This is a genomic window from Deltaproteobacteria bacterium (assembly GCA_016219225.1).
Lineage (GTDB): Bacteria > Desulfobacterota > RBG-13-43-22 > RBG-13-43-22 > RBG-13-43-22 > RBG-13-43-22.
Map to the genome: position 1 here is coordinate 38939 of JACRBX010000155.1, position 14766 is coordinate 53704.

Annotated in this window: 11 protein-coding genes; 7 read left to right on the plus strand and 4 right to left on the minus strand. The window is 51.9% G+C overall.

Annotated features, from left to right (window positions below):
- Positions 1 to 53 precede the first annotated feature (53 nt).
- From HY879_13485 to HY879_13500, 4 genes are all read left to right on the plus strand, one after another.
- The gene (locus HY879_13485; protein MBI5604353.1) at positions 54 to 818 is read left to right on the plus strand and encodes an enoyl-CoA hydratase/isomerase family protein; all 765 of its coding nucleotides are present in this window, start codon (positions 54 to 56) and stop codon (positions 816 to 818) included.
- Positions 819 to 1160: 342 nt separating this feature from the next.
- Entirely contained in the window at positions 1161 to 2312 is a 1152-nt protein-coding gene (locus tag HY879_13490) for a 3-hydroxyacyl-CoA dehydrogenase family protein (protein ID MBI5604354.1), read from the plus strand.
- 155 nt (positions 2313 to 2467) lie between these two features.
- A complete protein-coding gene (locus tag HY879_13495; protein MBI5604355.1) occupies positions 2468 to 3163 on the plus strand; it encodes a TetR/AcrR family transcriptional regulator in 696 nt (231 codons plus the stop codon).
- The gene (locus HY879_13500) at positions 3138 to 3779 is read left to right on the plus strand and encodes a class I SAM-dependent methyltransferase (GenBank protein ID MBI5604356.1); all 642 of its coding nucleotides are present in this window, start codon (positions 3138 to 3140) and stop codon (positions 3777 to 3779) included. Before HY879_13495 ends, HY879_13500 begins: the two co-directional genes overlap by 26 nt.
- 416 nt (positions 3780 to 4195) lie before the next feature.
- On the opposite strand, the gene HY879_13505 is transcribed toward HY879_13500, so the two are convergent.
- A complete protein-coding gene (locus tag HY879_13505; protein ID MBI5604357.1) occupies positions 4196 to 5128 on the minus strand; it encodes a hypothetical protein in 933 nt (310 codons plus the stop codon).
- 909 nt (positions 5129 to 6037) lie between these two features.
- On the opposite strand from HY879_13505, the gene HY879_13510 reads away from it, so the two are divergent.
- The 3 genes from HY879_13510 to HY879_13520 all read left to right on the plus strand — a co-directional run bounded on the left by HY879_13510 (position 6038) and on the right by HY879_13520 (position 11917).
- Positions 6038 to 10888: a hypothetical protein gene (locus HY879_13510; GenBank protein MBI5604358.1), complete on the plus strand. Its 4851-nt coding sequence runs from the start codon at positions 6038 to 6040 to the stop codon at positions 10886 to 10888.
- A 358-nt stretch (positions 10889 to 11246) separates the two neighbouring features.
- Positions 11247 to 11507 (plus strand): hypothetical protein, encoded by a 261-nt coding sequence (locus tag HY879_13515; protein MBI5604359.1) that lies wholly within the window; start codon positions 11247 to 11249, stop codon positions 11505 to 11507.
- Entirely contained in the window at positions 11504 to 11917 is a 414-nt protein-coding gene (locus HY879_13520; GenBank protein MBI5604360.1) for a PIN domain-containing protein, read from the plus strand. The genes HY879_13515 and HY879_13520 overlap by 4 nt, the downstream gene beginning before the upstream one ends.
- A 116-nt stretch (positions 11918 to 12033) precedes the next feature.
- Here the strand turns inward: HY879_13520 and HY879_13525 are convergent, their stop codons facing one another.
- The 3 genes from HY879_13525 to HY879_13535 form a co-directional block, all read right to left on the minus strand.
- Positions 12034 to 13635 (minus strand): cobalamin B12-binding domain-containing protein, encoded by a 1602-nt coding sequence (locus tag HY879_13525; GenBank protein ID MBI5604361.1) that lies wholly within the window; start codon positions 13633 to 13635, stop codon positions 12034 to 12036.
- A 144-nt stretch (positions 13636 to 13779) separates the two neighbouring features.
- On the minus strand, positions 13780 to 14502 hold the full coding sequence (locus HY879_13530) for an acyltransferase (protein ID MBI5604362.1): 723 nt from the start codon (positions 14500 to 14502) through the stop codon (positions 13780 to 13782).
- A 54-nt stretch (positions 14503 to 14556) separates the two neighbouring features.
- The coding region (locus HY879_13535) for a hypothetical protein (protein ID MBI5604363.1) at positions 14557 to 14766 on the minus strand (210 nt) is incomplete at its 5' end.

A 14766-nucleotide genomic window follows, 5' to 3' on the forward strand; every position in this document is an offset into this window, starting at 1 on the left:
CTGAAAAACGAACGAACGCTCGGATTAAAAATGTCGATCAGGAGGCAGCGCAAATGGAATTTCAAAACATCCTGTACGTCAAGCAAGGACCTATCGCCATTCTCACCCTGAACCGTCCGCCGACCAATTCGATAAACCTGGCCACTTTGCTGGACATCGATAAGGCCCTCGATGAGGTGGAGCAGGACAAGGAAGTGAGGGTGCTCATTGTAACGGGCGCCGGAGACAAAGGGTTTTCGGCCGGCTTTGATATTACCGATGCGGCCAATGCCGATAAGACCGGAGCCAAGGGGCAGGAGGTCTGGACCCGGATCGACCGATTTACCAAACCGGTTATTGCCGCTATCAACGGCTATGCCTTCGGCGGCGGCTGCGAGCTGGCCATGGCCTCGACCTTCAGGGTCATGCAGGAAAATGCCAAGATCGGCCTTACGGAACTCAATCTGGGGATTATTCCGGGTTGGGGCGGGACCCAGAGGATGCCCCGAATTTTAGGAAAGTCGAAGGCCCTGGAACTCATTCTCTTCAGCAAACGCCTGCCGGCCCAGGAGGCCCTGGCCATCGGCTTGGTGGACCGGGTTTCCAAGGTGGGCGAATTGATGAAAGAGGTAATGGAAATGGCCGAATTCCTGGCCACCCGGCCGCCGTTAGCCGTTCGGGCTGTTTTAAAGGCCGTCAATGCCGGGATCGAGAAAGGGCTTGACGAGGGGACCAGGGTGGAATTGGAGGGTACCCAGTTGGTATCAAAATCAAGTGACGCCATTGAAGGCTTTACGGCTTTTATGCAAAAGCGGAGGCCTGTTTTTAAAGGGGAATAAACAATTCTTATCCGGAAAAATCCAAGATTTCCGGATAGAGCTTACAGCCGTCAACGATCAGGATTTAGCAAACTATTAACAATGATGGTCTCGTAGAAAGTCGTCATTCCCGCGCAGGCGCGAATCCAGGGCAGGATCGGGCGAACTGACACGTGGTCAAAAAGTCATTCCCGCGCAGGCGGGAATCCAGGACATGCATAAGTAATTAAAACCACTGGATTCCCGTTTTCACGGGAATGACGAAAATAGGAACTTCAGATTTTTTACGAATCCAGCAATAATAAAGGTTTTGCTGAAAGCTAAAAACTGATGGCTGACTGCTCCCAAAGAAAGGATAATACGATGAAAACAGAAGACGTCAAAAAAATCGCCATGATCGGCGCCGGGGATATGGGACACGGGATTGCCGCCTGTTGTCTCCTGGGCGGCTATATCGTAGTGCTCCGGGATATTGAGCAGAAATTTGTCGACCGGGGAATGGCCGGTATCAAAAACAGCTTCAATAAATTCAAGGAGAAAGGGAAGATAACCCCCCAGGCCTATGAAGATGCCCTGGGCCGGCTGATCCCCATGGTCGATCTGGAAGCGGCCGTAAAGGACGCCGACTTTATCATCGAGGCCGTCCCGGAAAAACTGGAACTCAAGAAAAGCGTCTTTACCAGCCTGGATAAATTCGCTCCCAAGCAGGCTATCCTGGCCTCCAATACTTCTAATATCAGTATCACCGAAATCGCCAAGGCGACCAACCGGCCGGACAAGGTCATCGGCTATCATTTTTTCAACCCGGCTATCCTGATGAAACTGGTGGAAGTCACCAAAGGGGCCGAGTCCTCCGACGAATCGATTCAAATCGGCTACGAGATCGCCAAGAAGATCGGAAAGGTCCCGGTGATCGTCAAAAAAGACTCGCCGGGGTTTATTTACAACCGGGTCAATGAACCCACCCTGGTCTTTCTTTCCAAAATACTGGAAGCCGGACACCCCACGCCCGAGGAATTCGATGCGGCTTTGAAGCCTTTGATGCCCATGACCCCCTTTGAATTGATGGACTACGTGGGCATCGATATCGCCGTCCACGGTCTGGAATATTTCGCTCAGGTCCTGTCCCCGGACTACAAGCCTTCTGAGGCCTTAAGATCGTATTTGACTTCGGGAAATCTGGGCAAGAAGTCCGGTAAGGGATTCTACGACTGGTCTCAGGGCCGGCCCAAGATCGATCTTTCCAAGGCTACCAAAGAATTCGATGTCAATCACCTGATCGCCCTGCAGGTCAATGAGGCCACCAAACTCCTGGAAGAAGGGGTCGCTGATGACCCCAAGGAAATCGACCTGGCCCTGGCCAACGGCGGCGGCTCTCCCTTCGGTCCTTTTGCCCTGGCCCAGGGGATCGGCTACACGGTCCTTCTGGCCAAACTGGAAGAGGTCTACAGACAGTTTCCCCTGGAAATCTTCAAGGCTACGAAGACCATGAAAGAGGGAGCGATTAAAGTGTGATGAGAATAATTCTTGCCCCCCTTCACTTTTTCATAACTAATAAAATTGTTAGACCAGTTTTCTGAAAGTGAATGGGGGCAAGGGGAATAATTGCCTTGACTTCCTCTTTTCCGCCGTGTTAAAAAAATGAAAACGAACGAGCGCTCGGAAAAGAGATGAGAGAAGTCCAGACGAACATTAAAAACAAGGAAAAGGTTTCCAAACGGCGCCGGCAGATCATCGACGCCGCCTCCAAACTCTTTTTTGAAAAAGGTTTTGATCAAACGACCATGCGGGAGATTTCCCATTTCTCCGGCCTGACCATCGGCAGTTTATACGATTATGTCCGAAGCAAAGACGATATCCTGGTCCTAGTTTACAAGGATGTGGTGCAACGCTTTCGTCTCAGCATAACCGAAAAGGGAGAAGAAGATTGGGAGGCCGCCCCTGAAAATTTTGAAACCCTTTTGCGCCGGTTTATGGAGCTGATGTATGAAATGTCCAAGGCCATCCAGCTCCTTTACCGGGAATCCTGGACCAAACGCAAGGATGTGCACCTGCAATTGAAGGAGATCGACCGGGAAAATGTTGAGCGCTTTAAGCATCTCCTTTTAAAGGGAAATCGGATGGGCTGTTTCAAGTTGAAAAACCCTGCGGTTACGGCTGATCTGATCTTCCTGTCTCTGGCCCTTCCGGCCCTGCGGGAATGGAGCCTGCGCAATATCAAACGGGAGCAGGTCATCGACACGGTGGTGAGGTTTATCATGCAGGGCTTGTCCGCTGAAAAACCAGAGAGGGCTTCCCTGGCCGGGCAATATTCAGACGCCGACCGCCTAAGGGATATCGATGAAGAAGATAAGGCTTCCCTATAAATTAATCCGAGAGGTCAAGGGGTTTCTGGATGAAGAAGAGGGCTTGTTCCTCTATCAGGCCGCCCGGGAAGCCTCGCTTAAAGGGCCTTGCCTGGAGATCGGCAGTTATTGCGGCAAGTCCGGGATCTATCTTGGGTTGGGCTGCCGGGAGCACGGGGGTGTTTTGTTTTCCATCGATCATCACCGGGGCTCGGAAGAACAGCAGCCGGATCAGGAGTATTTCGACCACGATTTGCTGGACCCGGCAAGCGGGCGCATCGACACCTTCCCCTTCTTCAGGCGGACCGTTGAGCAGGCCGGCCTGGAAGATACGATCGTGCCCATGGTCTGCAAATCGTCCCTGGCGGCCCGTTTCTGGTCGACACCCCTCAGCCTGATCTTTATCGATGGCGGCCACGCCCTGGAAACGGTCCTGACGGATTACAACTGTTGGGTGGGCCACCTGATGCCCGGCGGCCGTCTGCTGATCCACGATCTCTTCGAAGACCCGGTCCAGGGCGGACAGGCCCCGTTTCGGGCGTATCAGTTGGCCCTGGCCTCGGGGTTGTTCGTCGAGCTGCCCAGGGTCAAGACCCTGGGGGTGCTCAAACGACGGACCCCGGATGAAATCCCTTGATCTTCCAGCAAAGTTACCCCTTCTCTGCTTTCTTCCAGTAATTGGGCAAAATGGAAAATTGGAAAATCAGAGGAGTACAAACGATATTTCTTAACCAACAGGTCTTTTGGAGGGACTCCTATCAAAGTAAACTAAAAACTTGTCAATCACTTCCTGGTCTTCAAATAATGCTAATAATCCGCATCATCCCCTGACACTTGGGGCAGGTCAGGGAATCAATCACATATATCTTCTGAATTGAATCAACCTGGCCCAATTCCGGTTGGGTCTGGCCTTCTCATCCGGTTCTACGACACAGGGGATTAGACCATCGGAATTTTCCTTTTGACGATGCCCCGGGAAACTAAAATTTCTATAGGTGCTGCTCTCTTTTTGCGACTGGGTGCGGTGCAGTTTATCTCGACGTGGGGACCGAGTTACCCCCTCAGGGACTTTCGAAAAGCTTCGTAATCCTCCTCAGAGATCAGCTTTATGTGGTAATCGCTGTCTCCGTAAAGCAAATCGTCAAAGGAGTTGATGCCATTGAGCCATTCGGCGATGATATAGGCGTCCCGTTTTGTAACAAATACTTGTGCGTCTTCGAAGTCCGAGTCGTGAACGGGCAAACTAAACGTTTCAATTTTGCGCCCATTTAAATTAGCAATAAAATAGTTGCCTCTCCAATAGTCTAAGCCCATGTACGAGCCCGGCTCACTTGAAGAAGGTGTTCTGCCTATGAGTAGCTCATAACTTGTATCGACGCTTCCGCCCACACCGATAGAGATTCGAATAATCCGGAACACTGCAATGCCAAGATTCTCATAGTTTATAAAGAAGTCTTTATAGAAACGCTGTAAGATATCAATATTATCCTCTTTGCTCAGTTCAAGTTCAATCTCGTCCCACGAACAAAGACTCACCGAGAAATAGCCATCTTTCATGTATTTTTCCGACTGTACCCTTACAAACTCTTGTAAAGCCTCGTCTCGCCGGGCGGTAGTGGCAAAGACGAGCTCGGTCAGACGCGGATTGAAATCCTTAGCGCTCTTGACGTCGTCCAGGATGTCTGTTTCAGTCAGAACACCTCCGGTTCTTACCTTGCATTGAACTCCTATCCATTCCTCAGTTCTATTTCTTCTCCCGAATAAGTCAACTCCTTTCTGGCGCTGACCTCGCCGTCCGTTCAATTGAGTGTTTGGGTCTTTGAGAATGCGTTTCCAAAGAGCTAAACAAAACTCTTGAAACACAGTTTCATCTTTAAGTGGAAATACCTGAAGGTCCCTAAGTCTCAGCGCCACTGGTTCCTCCTCGTGGAATGCTTCGATGATCGCTACGGAATTGCCATGAGTCCAGATGAGATAAGCGTGCATGTGGTCGAACTCTCCCGCAAGTAGCTTAATTGTCTCGATAGTCTCATGTCAGGATCAGTGCTAAAGCGAGCCGCACGCAATGTGTTGATGCCAGGGTCCAATTTTGCCCTGAACAACGTGCTACATTTTGACAATTGCGCAATGGTAAGATTCTGAGCTCCTCGTAACAAAATGATAAGACTTAGCTTTTTTAAGAAAGAAGTATAAAAGAAGGAAAAGCCAGAGTCAAGGTGAAACATACGGAATGTACCAAATTTAGGAATAGGGCAGTTGATTATCTCCATTACAAATCGAAATAGTTGATTTTTAGTCTAACTCAGACTCTCAACTTGTAGGTGACATCGTTATATTGGGGGGGTGGAGAGGTAATTTTAGTGAAGATTTGAGAGTTCCTTTCCTGGAGTCCTCAACCGCCCATTCGGAAAAAATAGAAATGTACAGACCGTGATCGCAGATAAAAAGGCCCTGATATTGGGAAATAGAATCTATTTTAATTCTTGCTTGAAATCAGGGAGCTCTAAGAGCCTTGGCCATTATAGGTGGATAGATAATAAGCCAGCTATACCCGGTGAAGAAAAGTTGTTTTTAAAAAATCGATCACTTGAACCCTCGAATCCTCGACCCCTTCCACTATTAACCGGTCTTATAAAAATAACAAATTTAAGTGGTTTCTCTTTTTAGAATTTTCTATTTCATTGAAAATGTTAAAACTTTTTGATATCATCCAGAAAACTGTTCAATAATTTGTTGGGCCAAACATGAAAAGGAAGATTAAGAGTCAAATATATATTTTTGGATTGATGCCGACAATCGGCAACGCCAAGTTCGCCTGGGTGCGGCACACTATCCGCCACCTCGCGAGGCCTAATTAGAAGTATGGGAAATTCTAAGGCACACTCGGGTGCAAACATGGAAATAGCGTCTCTGTGGTTTGATATTGATGCACCGGCTGTTGGGCCGCCAACTGTAACCCGCGAGCAAGTGCTACCTTTGGGTAGCCTTTCTTGGGAGAACTTCGAGCGGCTCTGCTTTCGACTCGCGCATCGTGGCGGTGACGTCGAGGACGCTCGAATCTATGGCGAACGCGGGCAAGCCCAGGAAGGGATCGACTTGTATGTCAGACGCGCAACTGGGGACTACGCGACGTGGCAATGCAAACGGTATCAGGAGATAACAATTACCGATATCAATGAAGCTGTTACAAAATTCTTGGAGGGTGATTGGGCAGGTCGAACCAAGTTATTTCGACTCGCCGTTGCGCCCAGTTTGAACGCAACTAAGTTGGCTGAAGAAATCGAAAGGCAGCGCGCACGATGCGATGCCACGAACATCACCTTTGAGCCTTTGGATCAGGATCGTCTCTCGCTAATGCTAAAAGACTATCCTGATTTAGTCGACGATTTCTTCGGTCGTTCTTGGGTCAAGGCCTTTAACGGACCTGAGGCAGCAGCGAGCCTGTCTGGACGTAAACTCAGTCGGGAACAAAAGCTCAATGCTCGTCGTTTCATCCAGACCCTATATGCGACTCACTTCAAAACAGTCGATGGCGGCATTCCGGCGGCAGCCGCGGTATTCCGCGGCGCCATACAGCCAGTGCCGGTCTTTGACCGGTATGTGGAACCGACCATTGAACTTGTCGAATCCATTATCGAACAGGGACAACCTCCGACCGTTCAACCAGAGAGCGGTACCCAGGACGCTGTTCAAGGGGCGCCAATTATAGGATTTCGTAGGCGCGAAATTCGAACTAAGCTTGCATTATCGTCAGGATTGGCGACCAACGATCGCTTTCTTCTGCTCGGCGGCGCCGGTTTTGGAAAAAGCGCGGCTCTGCGCGTAGTCATCCACTCCCTTCTGATCGATGGTGGCCGATTCCCCGCGCTTGCCAAGTCCTGGGGGCAGCGGCTACCGTTGCTTATACCCTTCGGATTCCTGACCCGTTATTTCGCAGAGAATAAGACCCCCACGGTTGAGTACGCGCTCAAGACATGGCTGATGGTGCTAGGGGCGAGGAATGACGTAATGACCCTACTAGAGGAAATGATAGGGGACGAACGCTTGCTCCTGCTCGTGGATGGTCTCGATGAGTGGCAGAATCGTGAGGCGGCTGTGACAGCGCTTACGGCCCTGACAAACTACGTCCAGACTCGACGGTTGCCACTGGTTGCGACCGGTCGCCCGTTGGGTTTTGAGCAAATCAGCGACTTTGGCCCTGACTGGAAGCGCGCGGATCTTCTTCCACTTACCTCCGGTCAGCAGCGGGAGTTCGCGAGTCACTGGTTCAGGCACTTTCACAACGCCTCGGCGGCATTTGATCCGATCTCGTTGGAGCAAGCGGTCACCCGCGACGCAACAGAATTCGCCAACGATCTTTCTGAAGACTCAACCTTGTCCGAATTGGGCGGCATTCCGTTGCTTCTTTCAGTCATGATCTATCTGCGATTGACTGGGCGTGTTCTTCCGCGTAGTCGGCTTGCCGTGGTGGAGGAACTCATAAAGGCACTCCTGGAAGACCAGCCCCGCCGACGCGCTCAAGCAGCAATGCAGCGCATCGATCAATCGGTGGCTCGTTCGCGCTATATCCGGTATGGAATTGAGTATCTCGCCTATCGCATTCACCAGGAACCCAACTCCATCGTTCTTTCGAATGACCGTGCGATGCAACTTTTAAACGACTACTACCGCACCAATTTTGAACTGCCCGCAAGTGAAGCCGATTATTGGGCCGCTCGCGTTCTTGAAATTGGCCAAAACGAATTTGGGGTTTTGGTAGCACCGCAGGAACATCACGTCGGACTGTTGCACCGGATCTTCCAAGAGTATCTCGCGGCAAAGCACCTCGCACGGCTTCCACTCAACCAGGAGAAGAGTTACTGCACGAATACCGGGTGCAAGGCTCCTTGGCATGAAGTAACCTTGACCCTGATGCAACTACTCGAGCGGCAAGACGACGTCGACGGATTGATCGACGAGCTCTGCAAGCCCTTGGCAGATAGCCTCGAGGAACCTTTACAACAAATCCTTCTCACTCGCCTCGCGGTGGCCGAGATTAACTGTTCACGCCGGAAGGTCTGTGAATTGCTATCGGAGGTTTTCTCCTGGATCGAGTGCGGACGATGGATGCCTCTACGTCGCGCATTGGTGCGAGAGGTGGTAGCAGGTTTGGAGTCTGAACAGGTGGCCGCCTCGCTAGCGGCCCGGGCGGCCCGGTGGTTCCCCGGCCGGGTTGAGTGGCTGCATGACGTTCCCATTGCTGCCGCAAAGCAACCCACGGCCGAAACGGTTTCTGACCTACGCCTCGCACTGCACAATTGCGATAGCCCCTATGAATATCGAAGCATTGCCGAGGCTTTGGCGTCTTTCGCGGAAAAGTCCCCGGACTTGGCCGACGAATTGCTCGGAATCTTAAAGGGTCCAGCGGAGCCGGAATTGATGGGAGCGGCGTTACATGCGCTTGCGACGGGATGGCCGACATACGTGATCCTGCCTTCGCTTCTACAAGAGGCAAGCGTAGCACCGGCGAAAGAGCTTCGGCAGGTGGCAATCTTAGCCCGTTTCAGCCGAGGTGAACGCTCACAAGAAGTCTGCGATGCCCTCGTGGATTTCTGCCGCGAGTGGTCGTGGCCTTGGGATAAAGAGATCGTGGCGGCATTGGTAACCGGCTGGCCGCGTAATCCTCAGCTCATAAGTGGAGCATTAGAGAGCCTCCGTGGTATCCATCATCCCAAATCTTGGGCGCCTAAGCTCGCAATTGAGTATCTTCTTCGTGGATGCCCCGGAGATGATGTAGTGGCGCGAATGCTGGCCGACCAACTGGCGAAAGAGCAGCATCATTATCCTGACTTCCAAATCTACGAGGTTTACGAAGCTCTCCTATCCGGATTCACCAAACATCCGCTACTGGTCCCCGCAGCCGAAGCGTGGCTGGACAAGAATGCAGTGACGCACCCTTCGCCCCTGGATATTGCTGTCATCGCTAAACTAGGTGGGACGCTAAAGTGCCGACAAGCTTTGCTCGACTGGTTGCGGCGAGGTGCATCAGGGCCCGCATGGATTATTTCTATGCTTTTGGAAATGTCTGGAGGGGCCGATCCTGAGGTTCATGCCGTTCTTGTCGACTACATAAGCGACGAGCGGCGACGTTCGTGGGCAGTGCGCTGGTTGCCGGACATCGTCCCTGAGCCGAAGGAACTTGGAGTCATGCTCCGAAACATTTTGCGCGACGCCCACGTTTTCGATTCGTGTTCAGCTTTGGAACTTCTTGTGGATAAGGAAGGGCGTGACGCACCAGACCTTTGGCCGCTGGTTGAAAAGAGGCTTTCTAACGATAAGGGTGGTCACTATTGGCGGCTGGGACACCACACTATTGTTAAAATTTGGCCAGAGCATCCACTGATACGCCAGTTAGTGAAATCAACCATCTACGATGAGGACACGTCGATTTCAGCGCTATGCCATGTTTACGGAAGCGATCCTGAAATACGTCCGCTCCTTGATAGCACCATGCATGTGCTGCATAAGGATCTGCGGGTTGAATTCGCTCGCGCCATAGAGCCTTTGGTTCGGAGGGGTGTGCCGACTGCTGTTGCCATCGCTGCGGAGTTCAGAAACGAACCGAACGGCGAAGCGCGCACAGTTACAGTACGTGCGTACGCACGAGCCCGCATCCGGGAGGGCAGTAAAGTTCAGGACCTGATCGAAGCCCTCAGTGCGGACCTCACTGGGTTCTCGATGAGAAGAGATCAGCGCCAGCAAGCCGCTGTAGCTGCATTATTGGAGCTTGGCAGAGCTGATATTCTGGCTCAAAAGCAGGAGGACGGCAGGCCGCTCCGTTTTAGCACATACTCGGACGCAAGGCGTAATTGGGAGTTCATAGCGACCGTGGTTGAGTATTGGGAAATTTTGGCCGAAGCTGTGCCCGACGTATGGGAACGATTCGATCATTCCCCGATAATCGCCACCGAACTGGCAAAGGCTGGCAAAAGTGCTCACGCGCTCAGCCAAACCAAAGTGTTTGAAAATGCGGTTCGAACGGGAAGAGAACTGCAGGTCGAGCAAGTGCAAGCTTTGATTGCGATGCACGGTCATAGCGCTCTCTTGCGCGACTTGTTCTTGGGCCGCCTGCAGTTCATGGCGCAGCAGAAATCAATGATGTTTTTGGAAAGAGCTGCTTACGCTAAAATGGCTTCTTACCTGGCCGACCATTTTCACGGAGATGACGCTGTCGGCCAAGTGATGCTCTCACTATCACAATCTTCATTGATTCACGACGTTGCTTTCATTGCACTTTGTCAGGGATGGCCAGATGCGCCGCCGATCGCCGCTGCCACGGTGAAGTTGCCAACGCTCATCGAAGGGGCCGAGCCAGTCACCGCTTGGTTGTTCGCGTCCAAAGCGGACGCCGCCCTTATGGCAAGTTATGTCTTACGCTTTCCAGGCAAGCTAACGAAAAACCATTTCGGAGAACCACGGGATGGAATAGCCGCTGTACGCAATCGACTTCAGACGGATCAGGAGTGTCGGAATCTGGTGTTTGCTGACCTTAAAAACGTCACCGAACTAGATACCCGAATTTCGCTGGCTAAGTTGCTCGCGCCATCGATGCGAAATGATCCCGCGTTTCGAAGTTGGATTTCGGATCAGTTTCTTCGCGCCCGGGACAACAGTCGTGTCATTTGTCAGCTCGAATTTGACGTGCTTGCGAATGCGTGTAAGCCCGTCGAGTTTGCATTGCTCGAGGCGGCTTTGCTCCGGTATTAGGAAGGACGGAGGGCCGCTCTTGAAGTGCAGAAATGTGACGAGAAGAACCGACCAACAAGGTAATCCAGGGACGTCTTGCAGCCGCCGCTGATTTCAGTGGTAGGGCCAGACATCCTCGGAAGAACGTTCTTCGTATAGTATTCGGAGTTCGGCGTTGGGATAGGAAACCCAAAGTTTAGAGACCAAATCTCAAAGGAGAAGCCCTATCGTCCCGTCCAATACTCGAATATCCTTTTTAAATTCTTCCCTTGACAGCCCACCCCCATGTAATATAAAGTTGTAATACAAATCCTGTCATGAATGAACCTTGAACCAAGCGGTTCCGTAGGGCGGGATTCCAATTTTATTTGGAGGGGAAATGGGTATCCGAACTATTCGCATGGACGATGATGCCGAACGACTGTTATCCCGAATTATCCAGACCACGGGAATGTCCATAACGACGGCATTTAAAGAAGGGCTGAAAGTACTTCATGGTAAACTCGGGAAAGACAAGAGCGAGTCTCCCTATGATATTTATAAAGACATGGACCTCGGCCCGGGGGGGTATACCAGGACATCTTCTTCTGATACTAAAAGAGGGGTAAAAGAGGCCATTCAGAGAAAGCTGCGAAGGTGATACTGGTAGATACGGGACCCATTATCGGATTGTTTGATCCTTCAGATCCTTTCCATAGCCGATCGGTTAAGATATTGCAACAAATCCACGAACCCCTTTACTCCACCCTTCCTGTGTTGACCGAAGCCTTTCATATGCTTAACCCCGGTAGTCTTGGAGCCGACAACTTACGTTCTTTTGTAATAAGGGGGGGATTGTCTATTTGGCCAATGGATGAAAAAGCTCTTCTACGCGCCTTTGAGTTAATGAAAAAGTATGCCGATCACCCGATGGATCTGGCTGATGCTTCATTGGTTTCAGCCTCCGAGGCGTTAAAGACGCGACGGGTATTCACCATAGACCGCGACGATTTTGAGACCTACCGGGTTAAGATAGGACATCGCACCTATCCGATTGAGATAATCAAATAATCGACCTTCTTGTTAGACAGGGTTTACCTGATTACTTGTTTTTTTTGTCTTCCCGGAAGAAAGGCAAAAACCCAATGCCTGTGCCGCTGCCAATGCCGCCCTTTTCAGGTTGATCTTCATTCCAACAACGAATCGACCTGGTTATTATGGGTCCAGTACCAGATGAGGCCGCCGTTCTCCTGCCTGTACTTAATATAGCCGCTATTGATAAAACTCCGGATGGTTTTTTGGATCAGCTCTATGTCCAACCCAGTCGTCCCCTGAAGCCGTTGACAAAGCTGATCGAGGGGTTCACCTGCCAGTCTGTTTGGCCCATCGTTCGGGAAAAAGCCGCAGGCCTCCAAGAGATCTTCGGAGAGCAGCTTGTAGACCAGTTCCATCCGAAAATGTCCGGCCACCCGGAAATCCTCTTCCGGGGTGTTGGTTTTATCATAATAGCCCTGAATCTGTTTTTCCCAGGCCTCTTGTATTTCCCGGTCGAAATCGGCGACAAATTGATTAATCGCCTCGGCAGTCAGGGACGAGGTCTGGACAATGGCACTGTTGGCATCATAGCGGGACCAGTCATCGGTCAATATTTCCAGGTCGTATTGGTCGATTTGTTCTCTCACCGTGGTTCCGGGGAAGGGGGCCAGAAAATGAAAGCCGTAGAGCATGTCCAGACTTTTGGAAAACTCGGCCGTATCCCGCAAGGTCTCGGGGGATTCGCCGGGGAGGCCGACCATGAAAGAGGCGTGGGGCAGGATGCCCACCTCCTTACAGAGCCCGACGGCCTTCCTGGCCTGATCCAGGGTGATCCCCTTTTTAATCCGCTTCATCATTTCCGGATTGCCGGTTTCGATACCGAAACTGATGCAATCACAGCCGGCCTCCCGCATTAATTGCAGGGTCTCCTTATCCACGGTGTTGACCCGTGAAAAAGCCGTCCAGGTCAATTTCAACTTTCGTCTCCCGATCTCCTCACACACCTCCCGAACCTTCTCTTTGCGGGAGGTGAACAGGTCATCGGTGATATTGATCCGGGAAAAGCCGTAAGAGAGCAGGTGTTCCATTTCATCGACTACCAGCGCGGCCTTTCTGGGACGGGGTTTGCTGCCGACCATCTTTCTTCCCAGACAAAAGATACAGGAATAGGGGCAGCCCCGGCCGGTAATCATGGTTACGGGAAAGCCCAGGGCCTGATAACGGGAAAGGGGAAGCAGGTGCCGGGCAGGCAGGGGAAGTTCGTCCAGATCTTCGATCAGTTCCCGGGGGTCGGTTTTAACGATCCGGCCGTTTTGGCGGAAGGCCATTCCCTTTACCGACGAAAAGTCCCCGCTGTTTTGGAAAGTTTGGACCCAATCATTTATGGTCCGCTCGCCTTCACCGATAACCAGAAAATCGATTTCCGGATAGGTCTTCAAGGTCCGGTCGATATCGAAGGAGACGTGCGGACCGCCCATCAGGGTGATCAGGGAAGGGTCGATTCTTTTGGCCTTCTGGATGATCTCGGCTGCTATCGGGAAGGTCATGGTAACCGAGTTGGCCCCGATGACATCGGGTCTGAAATCCATTAGCTCCCTCTCCAGCTTGGCCGGTGTGTACTGGGTGATGATATAATCCAGGATCCTGACTTCCGCCCCGGCCTGCTCGAAGGCCGATGCGGCATAGGTTACCCCCAAAGGCGGTGCCGGGGCCTCTTCCAGAGGATAGGGTGGTGCTATGATGGCTACTCTCATGCGATTACCTTTTTTTGCCAAGAAGATTCATCTCTATCATAAACTCCGTTACAGGGTGAGTACTCGTTGCTCGTTGCAGGTCGCTCGTTGCTCGTCAAAACCGGGAACCAGTAACAAGTAACTAGTAACAAGGATATTTCCAACTTAATCTCCTTTAACGGGATAAACCAGAGAACGAAGCCAGCCCATAAGGGTATTATCCTTGAAATCATTTTTTTCTTTCTTTTTAATCTCGGCCTTCAGCCCGGACATGAAGGTAAACCAGTCCTCTCGCGTCTGCATGGGTCGGTCGGGGTCGAGGGTTTTCAGGGCCACGGCCGGATTACCGGCGGCGACCACGTTGGGCGGTATGTCCTTGACGACCACGGCCCCGGCCCCGATGATGCTGTTGTCCCCGATGGTCACCCCTTTGCAGACAATGGCGCTGTCGCCGATCCAGACGTTATGGCCGATCCGGACCGGTAAAGACTGCCCCACAAACTGACCCCGATTATAAAGATCGTGCCAGTCGGCATCGGTGACATAGACCCGCTGGGCCAGCATACAATTGTCGCCTATGGTAATTTCCGTGGCCGCGCTGATGCGCACCCCGGCACAGATCAGACAATATCTGCCGATGACGATGCGGCCCTCTCCGGCCCGGTTCGACCAGACCGTGAAGCGGACCTTGTTGTCCGGGGTGGCGATGATGTTGGCGTAGTCGCCCAGGAAGACCGGCCCCCCGTTGATTTCAACATGCCAGGGTTTCATCACGGTGATTTCCCGGCCCAGTTTTTCAAACTGGGGCCGCAGGAAATGCTGGCTATATCCGGTTTCAATCCGGTTGATCAGCCGTTTAATGAGGTAAGGACGATGATCTCTCCGCATCGCCAATCATCCTTTTTCTTCGACCGGGGCCATGGATGACATCTCGCGGGCTGATCAATCACTACCGGAAAGGGACCGGGCCAAAGCAAATTCGAACCGGGGGGAAGCCCCGGAGGCACTTAAGTTCCAAAGACCGTGATTGAACAGGCCGCTGGCCGGGGTCAATTCGTTCAGGGCGTCATGGGCCAGAAGCACGGCTGCGGCCGTCCAGGAGGTCTTTTCCTCCGGCCAGATGACGGCATCGGGAAAGGTAACGCCCATCCA

Bases quoted from the DNA above. Each gene is read 5' to 3' on its own strand.
- HY879_13485 (MBI5604353.1), top strand. From the start codon at position 54: ATGGAATTTCAAAACATCCTGTACGTCAAGCAAGGACCTATCGCCATT.
- HY879_13490 (MBI5604354.1), top strand. From the start codon at position 1,161: ATGAAAACAGAAGACGTCAAAAAAATCGCCATGATCGGCGCCGGGGAT.
- HY879_13495 (MBI5604355.1), top strand. From the start codon at position 2,468: ATGAGAGAAGTCCAGACGAACATTAAAAACAAGGAAAAGGTTTCCAAA.
- HY879_13500 (MBI5604356.1), top strand. From the start codon at position 3,138: ATGAAGAAGATAAGGCTTCCCTATAAATTAATCCGAGAGGTCAAGGGG.
- HY879_13505 (MBI5604357.1), bottom strand. From the start codon at position 5,128: ATGCACGCTTATCTCATCTGGACTCATGGCAATTCCGTAGCGATCATC.
- HY879_13510 (MBI5604358.1), top strand. From the start codon at position 6,038: ATGGAAATAGCGTCTCTGTGGTTTGATATTGATGCACCGGCTGTTGGG.
- HY879_13515 (MBI5604359.1), top strand. From the start codon at position 11,247: ATGGGTATCCGAACTATTCGCATGGACGATGATGCCGAACGACTGTTA.
- HY879_13525 (MBI5604361.1), bottom strand. From the start codon at position 13,635: ATGAGAGTAGCCATCATAGCACCACCCTATCCTCTGGAAGAGGCCCCG.
- HY879_13530 (MBI5604362.1), bottom strand. From the start codon at position 14,502: ATGCGGAGAGATCATCGTCCTTACCTCATTAAACGGCTGATCAACCGG.